9 protein-coding genes and 1 pseudogene are annotated in these 12,376 nt (G+C 68.2%); 8 read left to right on the top strand and 2 right to left on the bottom strand.

The annotated features are described in order from the left end of the window. Window positions 1-206: 206 nt before the first annotated feature. The 8 genes and pseudogenes from JS528_RS09495 (at window position 207) to rlmH (ending at window position 9,957) form a co-directional block, all read left to right on the top strand. Window positions 207-1,040 carry a CpaE-like family protein gene (locus tag JS528_RS09495; protein WP_214358815.1) on the top strand — a complete coding sequence of 278 codons (834 nt, stop codon included), beginning with the start codon at window positions 207-209 and terminating at the stop codon, window positions 1,038-1,040. A 35-nt stretch (window positions 1,041-1,075) separates the two neighbouring features. Continuing rightward, window positions 1,076-2,098: pseudogene (locus JS528_RS09490) on the top strand (CpaF family protein); the annotation flags it as partial. Between the two features lie 161 nt (window positions 2,099-2,259). After that, window positions 2,260-3,510: a hypothetical protein gene (locus JS528_RS09485; protein WP_214358813.1), complete on the top strand. Its 1,251-nt coding sequence runs from the start codon at window positions 2,260-2,262 to the stop codon at window positions 3,508-3,510. A gap of 158 nt (window positions 3,511-3,668) precedes the next feature. Then, window positions 3,669-5,906, top strand: coding sequence for an RNA degradosome polyphosphate kinase (locus JS528_RS09480; protein WP_214358812.1), 2,238 nt, complete (start codon window positions 3,669-3,671; stop codon window positions 5,904-5,906). Between the two features lie 198 nt (window positions 5,907-6,104). After that, a complete protein-coding gene (locus tag JS528_RS09475; RefSeq protein ID WP_214358824.1) occupies window positions 6,105-7,229 on the top strand; it encodes an NUDIX hydrolase in 1,125 nt (374 codons plus the stop codon). A 136-nt stretch (window positions 7,230-7,365) separates the two neighbouring features. Then, window positions 7,366-8,016 carry a hypothetical protein gene (locus JS528_RS09470; RefSeq protein ID WP_214358823.1) on the top strand — a complete coding sequence of 217 codons (651 nt, stop codon included), beginning with the start codon at window positions 7,366-7,368 and terminating at the stop codon, window positions 8,014-8,016. 466 nt (window positions 8,017-8,482) lie between these two features. After that, a complete protein-coding gene (gene upp / locus JS528_RS09465; RefSeq protein WP_214358811.1) occupies window positions 8,483-9,124 on the top strand; it encodes a uracil phosphoribosyltransferase in 642 nt (213 codons plus the stop codon). Window positions 9,125-9,477: 353 nt separating this feature from the next. Then, window positions 9,478-9,957, top strand: coding sequence for a 23S rRNA (pseudouridine(1915)-N(3))-methyltransferase RlmH (gene rlmH / locus JS528_RS09460; RefSeq protein ID WP_214358810.1), 480 nt, complete (start codon window positions 9,478-9,480; stop codon window positions 9,955-9,957). Window positions 9,958-9,976: 19 nt separating this feature from the next. On the opposite strand, the gene JS528_RS09455 is transcribed toward rlmH, so the two are convergent. Together JS528_RS09455 and JS528_RS09450 are read right to left on the bottom strand one after the other, a co-directional pair. Next, window positions 9,977-11,086, bottom strand: a complete 1,110-nt coding sequence (locus tag JS528_RS09455; protein ID WP_214358809.1) for a glycerophosphodiester phosphodiesterase family protein — start codon at window positions 11,084-11,086, stop codon at window positions 9,977-9,979. A gap of 191 nt (window positions 11,087-11,277) precedes the next feature. Next, window positions 11,278-12,336: a glutamyl-Q tRNA(Asp) synthetase gene (locus tag JS528_RS09450; protein WP_214358808.1), complete on the bottom strand. Its 1,059-nt coding sequence runs from the start codon at window positions 12,334-12,336 to the stop codon at window positions 11,278-11,280. Window positions 12,337-12,376 lie beyond the last annotated feature (40 nt).

The following is a 12,376-nucleotide window of genomic DNA, read 5'->3' as shown; positions in this document are numbered from 1 at the left end:
CCCCCTCGCCGCCGCCCGTTCCTCCGCCCACGTCCGATCGATCCCCGTCGGCGGCACCGTCCGCAACGGCGCCGCCTCCCGCCAACGGCCGCGCGGCGGTCCCCCGTCCGCAATCGCCGCCAAGACCGAGCCGCCGTCGAAAGCCGCAGCCGCAACGGCCTCCCATACCGATGCCCGCCGAGCAGAGTCCATCCGCGCAGCCGCACATGGAACGAACAGCTCCGGCCGCGCCCCGAACCGTCATCGCGCGCCGCGGCAACCTCGTCACGTTCACCTCACCGGGAGGCGGCGTGGGATTGACCACGCTGATGGCGCTGTGCGGCCTGACTCTCGCCAAGCGCGGGATCGGCTGCGCGCTGATGGACGCCGATCTGACCGGCGGAGGCCTCGGCGTGCTGCTCGGCATCGAGCACGAGCCGGGACTGACCATGCAGGACCTCGACGCGCCGCTCGGGCACATCGAGGGCGATGCGCTCAACCACGAGCTGCCGCAGTGGGAGGGCATACGGGTGCTCGCCCATGCGCCCTGGCTCGGCGAGGATCCCGACGAATGGGAGCTGCAGGCGGCGGCGAACGCGTTGTGCGCGGCGAACGAACTGGTACTGGCCGATGCGGGGCGCGGCGAGGCGCTGCGGCAGATACCGGCTCTGGCGAAGGCGCCCCAGATCGTCGCCATCGAACTGTCCGCGCTGGGCCTGGCCCGCGCGCGATCGCACCTCGCCATGCTGGAACGACTGCGAGCCGGCGACGGAACCGACGATCCCCCGATCGTCGTCGGCGTGGAGCCTCGCGGCACGACGAAACGCGCGGCCTCCTCGGCGGTGGCGCTGCGTGAGGCGGTGGAACGGTTCGGCGACGACGCGCTGGGACCGATGCGCTGCGATCCGGCGCTGTGCGCGGACATCATGAACGGACTCGGCATCAGAGCCGTGCCGAAGCAGTCGCGGCAGGTGATCAACGCACTGTCGGACCGCATCGCCGACCCGACGCCGCCGACGCGGACGGCCCGTCATCGGGCGCCGAAACCCCGCCGCAGGTAAACGGACGCAGACAACGGAAACGAAAGGAGACGAGCATGGTCGACCTGATGTTCGGCCCCCTCGACGAGATCGTGCGGGACCCGCGCGTCACCGATGTGGCGGTCACCTGCGACGGCAAGGTATGGGCGGATCGCGGCGAAGGCATGTGCGAATGCCCCGCACGCATCCCGTTCCGATCGCCGCAGGTGGTGCGCGAATACGCGGTGCAGCTGTGCGCGCAGCTGGGACGGCGTCTCGACGACGCACAGCCGATCGCCGACGCCTCCAGCGAGGAGGGCGTGCGCATCCATGCGGTGATCGCACCGCTGGTGGCCCAGGGCGCATCCATCTCCATACGATTGCCGGACCGCATGTTCTCCTCGCTGTCGACGCTGTGCGGCAAGGGCCTGTTCCCGCGCGAGTGGCTGCCGATGATGCGCGGACTGGTCGCGAAACAGGCCACCGTGCTCATCACCGGAGGCACCGGCGCGGGCAAGACCACGCTGCTCAAGGCGCTGCTCGGCGAATGCGGACCGACCGAGCGCATCGTGACCGTGGAGGAGGTGCGCGAGCTGGGCGCGCTGCCGCTGACCAACCGCGTCTCGCTGGCGACGAGGGAGGCGAACGTGGAGGGCACGGGCGCGGTCGGACTGCCCGATCTGGTCAAGGCCACGCTGCGCATGAGACCGGACCGGGTGGTGCTGGGCGAATGCCGCGGCGAGGAGATCGCCGATCTGCTGCGCGCCTACAACTCAGGCCACCACGGCGGCATGACCACGCTGCACGCGGACAACGTCGGCCGCGTGCCGTCGCGCCTGATCTCGCTGGGGCTGCTCGCGGGGCTCGCACCGCAGGCGATGACGATGCTCGCGCACGACGCCTTCGACGTCGTGATGCACGTGGAGCGCACCGACGCCGGCCGGCACATCGCGCAGATCGGCCGGCTCGTCGACCGCCACGGCGATCTGGTCGGCCAGCCGCTGTGCGTATGGGACGGGGCCTCCCCACCGAAGCTCGCGGACGACTGGCCCGAATTCGTCGCCCATTGGCGCGTCGACGCCGCGCCCGCGGAACGCGGCGGCGACGGCGAGCGGATCTCGGTACCGCTGCCGGCCCGGCCGCAGACGCCGCCCGTCGCCGCGACGCCGACGCCGACGCGGAGGCCGGGCAGACACGCCGCGCCGTATCGCCCCGCCGGCATGGAACCGCAGTACACGGAGCCGCGGAAGGTGGTGTCGCCATGGTTGCCTCCACGGCCCTCGTCGTCGCGGTGATCGTCATGATCGGCGTCGGCGCGCTGTTCCTGTGGCGCGAACCGACGGCCGCGCCGTACGGATGGGGCGTGAACGGCATCGCGGCGAGCGACGTCGACGATGCGAACGGGCCGTTGCGATCCGGCGTGGACGCGACGATCGCCGCGATCGTGGCGCGCACGAAGGGCGGCGGCAACGTGGTCGAGGCGTTCCAGCAGCAGGGAGGCATGCGGTTCGCGACGCGACGCGTCAGCGCCGAGCGCGCCGCGGCCGTACTGCACGCGCGGGCCGCAAAGCACGACACCGATGAGGACATCGAACGAACCGCCCGGCATCTGGCGGCCGCATGCCGTCTGAGCGAGCGGCTGGGATGCGCGATATCGCCGTGTCTGGAGGCGGTGGGCGTCAACCACCGTCGGGAAAGCAAGGCGAACGATCTGAAACGACAGGCGTTCGCCGGACCGAAGGCCACCATCAAGCTGCTGTCGGCGATGCCGGTGCTCACGATCGTGGCGGGCGAACTGATGGGCGCGAGTTCCTTCCACTTCCTGATCACGACCATACCGGGATGGGTCTGTCTGGCCTTGGGCGCCGTATGGTACGGCGCCGGCATGCTGTGGACGAGCCGTATGCTGGCCGCCTTCGGCCGGGACGGCGACGCCGACGAGAACCTGCCGATCGCCCTGGAGATGCTGTGCGCGGCACTGGGACAGGGATCGTCGATACCGAGCGCGCTGATCGCGGTGGGAATGGTGCTGCACCGGGAGACGGACGGCGAGGAGCGACGGTTCGGAACGGGACTCCTCGGCAGACGCCGGACGGGCGAGACGGGAGTCCGGCAGCCGCTGGCGAAGGGCATGCGGACGGCCGGCGAGGCGCTCACGCGGGGCGCCGGCTGGCGGGAGGCGTGGCTCGGCGCGAACGCGACGGCGCTCGCCGACCCCGACGGCGGCGACGACGAGACCGGCGGCGAGGAGCGACGCATCGGGATCGCGGCGCTGCACCCGTCGATGGCCGTGGTCTACGACTGCCTCGGCGAGGCGTGGAGCCACGGCGCCTCACCCACGGAACGATTGACGCTGGCCGCACGCGAATACGATCGGGAGCAGCTGTCGCGGATCGAGCAGGAGGCGGCGCAGCTGTCGGTGAAACTGCTGCTGCCGTCGGCACTGTGCTTTCTGCCCGCCTTCGTGCTGATCGGCATCGTGCCGGCGATCATGTCGCTGTTGATGGGGTGAGCGCGCGGCAGGACGGGGGCCGCCGGAGGCCGGCCGGGACAGAGACGGCTCCGGACGAATCGGGAGCCCGGGAGAAGTCGACAGGATAAATGTGAACTCGCGTTGAACTTTGGCGCGTTCGCTGCGCGGAACACGTTCCACCGCCTAGGATGAGGACTATGGCACAGATATTTGACGCACCCTCGAAAGCGATCCTGCGAAGCCAAATCGCCGAGCACATCGCCGAAACCGACAAGAACGACCGGCGCGAGACCATGGAAGGCGAGGCGCCGCTGCCCACCGACCGTTTCTTCGACCGCGAGCTGAGCTGGCTCAAGTTCAACAAGCGCGTTCTCGAACTGGCCGAGGACGAGGACCAGCCGCTGCTCGAACGTGCGAGCTTCGCGGCCATCTTCGCCAACAACCTCGATGAGTTCTTCATGGTCCGCGTGGCCGGCCTGAAGCGCCGCATCGACTCCGGCATCGCCGTGCCGTCCGCCTCCGGTCTGAGCCCGCGCCAGCTGCTGCGCTCGATCAGCGAGCAGGCGCACGCGCTGCAGAACGAGCACGCCCACTACGTGATCGACCACATCTTCCCGGCTCTGGCCGAGCAGCGCATCGTGCTGCTGAGCTGGGACAAGCTCACCACCGCCGAGCAGGAGCGCCTGTCGCGCTACTACCGTCAGCAGGTCTTCCCGGTCCTGACCCCGCTCGCCGTGGACCCGGCCCACCCGTTCCCGTACATCTCCGGCGGCTCCATCAACCTCGCCGTGATCGTCGAGAACCCGGCCTCCGGCAAGTCGCACTTCGCTCGCGTGAAGATCCCGGGCAACCTCAACCGCCTCGTGCCGGTCGACGACATGACCGACGAGGAGTCCAAGGAGGAGCGCTACGGCTTCATCACGATGGAGAACCTCATCATCGCCCATCTGGAATCCCTGTTCCCGGGCATGATCATCAAGGAGGCCCGCTCCTTCCGCGTCACCCGCAACGAGGACATCGACGTCGAGGAGGACGACGCCGAGAACCTGCTCAACGCGATGGAGAAGGAACTGCTGCGCCGTCGCTTCGGACCGCCGATCCGTCTCGAGATCTCCGATCAGACCAGCCCGTTCCTCTCCCAGCTGCTCGCCGACCAGCTCGGCGTGCGTCCGGACGAGGTCTACCGTCTGCCGGCCCCGCTGGACATGACCGTGCTGTTCGAGCTCGGCGGCATCGACCGTCCGGACCTGAAGAACCGCCCGTTCATCCCGACCACGAACCGTCAGATCGCCGAGGTCGAGTCGAGCCGCGCGCAGGACATCTTCGCCGCCATCCGCGAGCGCGACATCCTGCTGCATCACCCCTACGACTCCTTCTCCACGTCCGTGCAGGCCTTTCTGGCGCAGGCTGCTGCGGATCCTAAGGTTCTGGCCATCAAGCAGACGCTCTACCGCACCAGCTCCAACTCGCCGATCATCGACGCGCTGATCGACGCGGCGCACGCCGGCAAGCAGGTGCTGGCGCTGGTCGAGATCAAGGCCCGCTTCGACGAGGACGCCAACATCGCGTGGGCCCGCAAGCTCGAACGCGCGGGCGTGCACGTGGTGTACGGCATCGTGGGCCTCAAGACCCACTGCAAGCTCATCGAGGTGGTGCGTCAGGAGGCCGACGGCCTGCGCCGCTACTGCCACGTGGGCACCGGCAACTACAACCCGAAGACCGCCCGCATCTACACCGATCTGGGTCTGCTGACCTGCGATCCGGTGGTCGGTCAGGATCTGACCCGCCTGTTCAACCAGCTGTCCGGCTACGCGCCGAAGTCGAGCTTCCACCGTCTGCTCGTCGCGCCGCGCACCATCCGCTCCGGCCTCATCCAGCGCATCCGCCGCGAGGAGGACGCCGCGCGCGCCGGCAAGGAGGCGTGGATCAAGATCAAGGTCAACTCCGTGGTGGACGAGAAGACGATCGACGCGCTGTACCGTGCCTCGCAGGCCGGTGTGAAGATCGACATCGTCGAGCGCGGCATCTGCTCGCTCAAGCCCGGCGTGCCCGGCCTGTCCGAGAACATCCGCGTGCGTTCGATCCTCGGCCGCTTCCTCGAGCACAGCCGCATCTACGCGTTCTGCAACTCGGACGGCCCGCAGATCGGCGAGGGACCGATGTCCGGCCCGGAGGTGTGGATCGGCTCGGCCGATCTGATGCACCGCAACCTCGACCGTCGAGTCGAGGCGCTGGTGCGCATCACCGCCCCGGAGCAGATCCAGTCGCTGCTCGACTACATCGACCTGCAGATGGCCGATTCCACCTCCAGCTGGCACATGCTGCCGGACGGCTCCTACGAGCGTCACTCGAAGGACGAGGAGGGCCGCCCGCTGGTCGACTGCCAGGAGTACCTGATCCGCAAGCACACGCGTCGTCGCGGCGCGCACAGCTGACCGGCGATGAACCGGTCCGATCGGAAACGATCGGGTGTGGACGGAAACGGCGTATAATCGTCCACAGCACAGCGCAATAACCGAACGTCGTTCGAAGGCCGACCCGGCAACGGGTCGGCCTTCGTGCGTCTTGGCCGGAAAACTACGTAGAGCACACGCGCCCCACGGGTGCGTACAATACGAAGGGTGGGCAGTAAAGTGAGAAAAATCGTCGAGGCCGCGGGCGGTATCCTGTACCGGCGGCGCCAAGAGACGGACGACATCGCACAGCGGACCGGCGCCGACGCATCGGCCACCCCAGTCACCCCCCTGCACGACGTTGCGGACGGCGGCGCGACGCATCGCACGCCGCTGTTCGACGACATCGAGGTGTGCCTCGTGCATCGGCCGAAGTACGACGACTGGAGCTGGCCGAAGGGCAAGCTCGATCCGAACGAATCGCACCGGCATGCGGCCGTGCGCGAGATCGGCGAGGAGACGGGCCTGCCGGTGGCGCTGGGACCGTATCTGGGCGAGATCGAATACCCGCAGGCCGAAGAGGGCAGCAAGCTGCGCCACACCAAGGACCATACGGCGGACACGAAGCACATCCTGTTCTGGATGGCGACGCCGATCTCCCCAGTCGAGAACCTCAAGCGCACCGGCGCCCTGGGACCGGTGCACCGCGCGGACAAGGGCGAGATCGACGAGGTCGTCTGGCTCACCCCGGACAAGGCGCGCAAGAAGCTCAGCCATTCGACGGACAAGGAGATCCTCGCGCTGTTCATCGACCGGCTCGAGGAGGGCGCGGCGGACGCGATGCCGTTCCTCATCGTGCGCCATGCCAAGGCGGAGGCGCGCAAGTCGTGGCGCGGCACCGACGCGAACCGGCCGATCACCCCACGCGGCGCCGCGGCGGCGTTCGCGCTGAGCTACGAACTGGCCTGTTTCAACCCGATCCGCCTGTCCACCTCGCCGTGGATCCGCTGCCAGGAGACGCTCGAGACGTTCGCCTGGCAGACCGGACGCGACATGGTCAAGCTGCCGGCGCTCACCGAGGACGCGTTCGCGCGCAGTCCGGAGGAGGCGTGGGAGTGCATGCTGAGCGAGATCCAGTACGCGCTCGACCATCGTCTGCCGACGGCGGTGTGCATGCACCGGCCGGTCATCGGTGGTATATTCGAGCATCTGCGCGGCTTGTGCGCCTCCCCGACGCTCGCGAAACGGCTGATCGCCAAGTCGCCCTACATGCCCACGGGCACCGCGATGGCGCTGTTCGTCACGCCCACGCCCGACGGTCCACGCATCATCGACATCCAGAAGGTAAGTCCGCTTGTCTACTAGCTATTCCGTCACCGACGGTTTCACCAACTCCGGTTCCGGCTCGATCCGCTCCTCGCGTTCGGGATTCGTCCCGACGCCCGGCCGGGGCACGCGCCCCGCACGTCCGGGACAGCTCGCACCCGCGCTGCTTGACCAGATGGCCGGCGGCGCCGATCCCGGCATGGTCAACGAGATCGCCCACTCCTCCGCGGCATCGTTGCTCGACCGCGTGCGCCACAGCGAGGATCCGGCCGTGGTCGCGCGCGTGTTGACCGTCGTCGAGCGCGACGGCGTCGACGACATCGCGGAGCTGTGGAGCTCGTCGCCGTCCGATTCGCTGCCGGGCGTGCTGTGGCGGCTGTACATGCTGCGCACGTGGATGCGCACGCATCGCGATGCGATCGCGCGACTGTGGCGCGTCGGCGAGCCGGTCGCGACCAGTGCGTCGGCCATCGCGGGCGTCGATCAGGCGCCGACCGAGGACGACATCGCACGGCTCGCCGACTCGATCCTCTCCGGCGCGTTCACCGGTGACTTCGCGGTGGCGATGGAGCGCGCGGCCGCGTTCACCGACGTCGTGGCGCTGGGACTGCGCGTTGAGGCCGGACGACTGACCACGGCGGCCAAGGAGCGGGAGATGGACGTCTCGGGCGATGGTTCGATGGACGGGACCGGCGACGGTGACGTCGATGCGCAGGCGATGCGCGCCAAGGCCGCGCGCATGCTGCACACCGGCGCGAACCTGATGACCACGGCGAAGGACTTCCACCACGCGGCGAACCTGTGGCGACGCGGGAAGCTGGAGTAGACGAGAAGAAGAGAAAGCGCCGAACCGTGAAAGCGCCTGTCGGCGCAAGCGCCGCTCGCAGCGGCAGAAAATGGAGCCCGGGGCTTAAGCACGGCCCGACGCGGATAACAGTATAACCCACAAGCAAGGTCGTGCCACGCCGTCATGCCGCTGCAAGCGCCTTCGGCCCTTGCAATTACGGACTTCGCTTCGCGAAGGCCCAATGCTGCCTTCGCTCGACTTTCGTCTCGCTCAGGCTGACGCTACGGGGAATCCACCGGATTCCCCGCTTCACGCGTCAGCCTTTGCGCCGACAGGCGCTTTCACGGTTCGGCGCTTCCTTCTTCTGATTCTTCCGATCCTTCCGATTCCATGATCGGCCTCCCCCAGTTCGTATCCGTGGACGGTTCCCCTTGGGGAGGGGTCGGGCCACGACGCGCGTTTCCCGGGCGGTGACAAATGAGGCGCACGCGGTAGGCTAGGAACCATGGAACTTCACGTTTTGAATCATCCGCTCGTCGAGCACAAGCTGACCGTGCTCCGCGACAAGAACACCCCGTCCTCCACTTTCCGCGAGCTCGTCTCCGAGCTGGTCATGCTTGAGGCGTACGAGGCCACCCGCGACTTGTCCGTCGTGGCGGCGCCGATCGAGACGCCGGTCGCGCCGATGACCGGCAAGAAGCTGGCCGAGCCGCGCCCGATCATCGTGCCCGTGCTGCGTGCCGGCCTGGGTATGCTCGACGGCATGACCCGTCTGCTGCCGACCGCCGAGGTCGGCTTCCTCGGCATGAAGCGCGACGAGGAGCACCCGACCCAGCAGATCACATACGCGAACAGGCTCCCCGACGATCTGACCGGCCGTCAGTGCTTCCTCATCGACCCGATGCTCGCCACCGGCGGCACGCTGGTCGCCGCCACACACTACCTGGCCGAGCGCGGCGCCAAGGACGTCACGGCGATCAACATCATCGCCGCGCCGGAGGGCATCAAGTACGTCGAGGAGCACATCGACCCGTCCATCGACTTCAAGGTCGTGGTGTGCGCGGTCGACGAGAAGCTCAACGACAAGTGCTACATCGTGCCGGGTCTGGGCGACGCCGGCGATCGCCTGTACGGCGTCATCGACTGACGGCCGACTGACGACATCGACCTGTTAATCACAAAAGACGTACGCCGGAACCCATCCGGCGTACGTCTTTTGTGGTTGAGGGAACGGCAGACCACACGAACCGTACAGTGACGGACCATCAGCGTATGGTCCGTGTGACGAGCGACCGGTTGACCCACGGGGAACGTGCGATGATGGTCGGTTAGTGCACGGTTTACGTGGTGAGCGGCCGGTTGCCCACATAGACCGTACGATGACGGTCGGTAATCGTACGGTTTATGTGGCCGGAAGAAGATAGCCCACGGAAAGCGCACGGCGACGCAACGTCAACGCACGATTCGTGTGGCCAGACGGAATGAGGGACGGGACGACACATGCAGATCGACATCATCGCGCCGGGACGCGTGAAGGAGCGCTACCTGCGCGACGCCATCGACGAGTATTCGAAGCGGCTGTCACGATACTGCCGACTGAACATCATCGAGGTCGCCGACGAGAAGACGCCGGAGCACGCCTCCGAGGGCGTCGAGCGCCAGATCAAGGCGAAGGAGGGCGAGCGCATCGCCAAGCACCTGAAGGACGGCGCGTTCGTCATCGCACTGGCGATCGACGGCAGGCAGCTGTCCAGCGAGGAGCTGGCGGCGAAGATCGACGATCTGGGACTGCGCGGGACGAGCCACATCCAGATGGTCATCGGCGGATCGATCGGACTGGACGACGCGATCCTCAGGCGAGCCGACTTCAAACTGAGCTTCTCGAAGATGACGTTCCCGCATCAGCTCATGCGCGTGATCCTGCTCGAGCAGATCTACCGCGCGTACAAGATCAACGCCGGGGAGCCGTACCACAAGTAGACGGCGGCCCCGGCGGAGGTCAGCGGTAGTTGTCGGGGACGAAGGCCTCGAAGATGTGGTGGTCGAAGAACTGGTCGCAGTCGGCCAGTTCGGCGCTGGATCGCACCGTCCACGACACCGTGATCGCACCCATCGCGCGCGCGATGCGCACCTGCGGCGAGGAGCCGCCGGTCCAGTCGTAGGCGACGAAATCGGGGCGGGACAGCCAGTCGAAGGCGAGCAGGCCGGCGGCCCATTCGGCCGGACCGTTCTTGCCGAGCGACGCGGGCCAGCTCAGCTGTCCGCGGCAGATGTCCGGATGATGTTCCTTGTACCACTTCACGGCGCCCGGGTGGAAGGACTCGATCACGTACGGGCCGTCGTACGCCTCGAGCAGGGCGTGGCCCTTCTCCATGAGCTCCTCGGTGCGTTCGTTCCATGCGGCGTTGTCGGAGAACTTGTATTCGACGATGAGCGGGGCGCGTCCGGCGACGACCTTGAGGACGTCGGAGAACAGCGGCACGTGCTGGTAGTAGCCGGCGGGGGCGGACTGCGGGGTGACGACCAACGGCACCTTCTCCTCGGAGCCGGGCAGCGGCGCGGCCTTGAGGTCGCCGGGCTTGCCGGTGGGGAACAGCGGGATGCGCGTGAGCTCGTCGTAGGTGAGGTCCTCGATGCGGCGTGGGTCGCCGGCCACGCGCATGAGGTCGGCGTCGTGGACGACGACGACCTGACCGTCGAGCGTGAGCTGCAGGTCGAGTTCGATGCCGTAGCCGGCCTCGCAGGCGGCGGCGAACGCGGCGAGCGAGTTCTCGGGGGCGATCGGACCGGTCGTGTCCGGGGTGCCGTAGCCGGCCTTCATCGCCATGCGACGGGCGAGCGCCACGTAGTCGGCGTTCTCGGCGATGGAGGCGTCGGTCGTGTCGGCCTGGGCGCTGACCGGGTTGTCGCCGCCGTAGTCGGCGATGTCGTTGACGCCGACCAGTCCGGAGCCGGCGTCGTGCAGGCCGCGGTGCGCGTACCAGACGTCGGGGATGACGGGCACAAAGTTGCGGCGCTTGTCGTTGAACGAGCGCGGCGCGATGGCCCATGCGGCCGCACCGGCGAGCGCGGCGCCGCCGATCAGCGCGTTCCTGAGGAGTTTCGACATGACGTTCCTACCTTCCGTAGCGCGGGGAAGCGGGGCGCGTCCGATGGGAGTGGCCGACTGCGATCATCCGTTGTCTCGGCCGGTCCGGGCGCCCTGCGGTTTCCCGCAAATGGTGGTATCAGATTACCGCCGGCCAAGGCCGTGAGGAGGGTGGGCGTCCGTGAATTCACGATGAATTCGGTCGTGGAGGGTCAGGCGCGCAGGGCTTCGGCGAGCCAACTTGGGGTGGTCGGGGCGTCCGGGTCGAGGGCACGGTCGGCGGGGTTCGCGCGCAGGGCCGTCCAGCCGTGCGCGCGGAACGTCGGCAGCAGGTCGGCGGCGGTGCGGGGTTCGGGGTCGTCGATGAGGCGCAGGAGCCACGCGCAGTAGCCGATGACCTGTTCGGCGGTGACGCCGCGGGCACGCAGGGCACCCATGTCGAGGGACCGTTCGCGCTTGGCGAGACGACGTCCGGCCGCGTTGTCGATCAGGGGGATGTGCGTGTACGCGGGATGGGACGGCGACGGCGACGACTCGCAGTCGGCCGGGACGTTCCCGAATCCGGAAGCGATGAGCCTGTCGCGGATGTACGTCTGGAGGGCGGTGGAGCGCAGCAGGTCGCGGCCGCGCACGATGGAGTCGACGCCGGTGACGAGGTCGTCGACCGTGACGACGAACTGATAGGCGAACAGTCCGTCGGAACGGCGGATGACGGAGTCGCCGATCTCGCGGGCGAGGTCGTAGGCCTGCGGACCGAAGACGCGGTCGACGAAGGTAACGATTGACGACGGCTCCGGCATCGCGATGCGCAGGGAATGGCGGTCGCCGCGGGCAAGGCGGTCGCGGACCGTGTCCGGATGGTCGCGCAGGAGGCGCCGACAGGTACCGGGGTAGATCTGGAAACCGTCGCCCTCCTGCGGGGCGGAGGCGGCACGGATATCGGCACGCGAGCAGAAGCACGGGTAGACGAGCGCGGGGCCAGCGTCCTCAAGCGCGCGCAGGGCCTGTTCGTAGAGGTCGAGGCGGCGGGATTGATAGACGGGTTCGCCTTCCCAGTCGAGGCCGAGCCAGTCGAGGTCGTCCATGATCCAGCGGTCGGCGTCGGGCAGCACGCGCGGGGTGTCGATGTCCTCGATGCGCAGCAGCATGCGGCCGCGGGCATCGGAATCGGCGGAACCGGCGCCGCGGGCGTCGAGCCACGCGGCGAGCATCGCCGTGATGTTGCCGATGTGCATGCGCCCGGAAGGAGTAGGGGCGAATCGTCCTGTCATGGTTCCCAGAGTAGTCGCATACGAAAAGGCCCGACGTGCG

It is taken from the genome of Bifidobacterium santillanense (assembly GCF_018555385.1).
In the GTDB taxonomy this organism is placed as follows: domain Bacteria; phylum Actinomycetota; class Actinomycetes; order Actinomycetales; family Bifidobacteriaceae; genus Bifidobacterium; species Bifidobacterium santillanense.
Note: the sequence above shows the minus strand (reverse complement) of the source record. Positions and strands in the feature narration are given on the sequence as shown.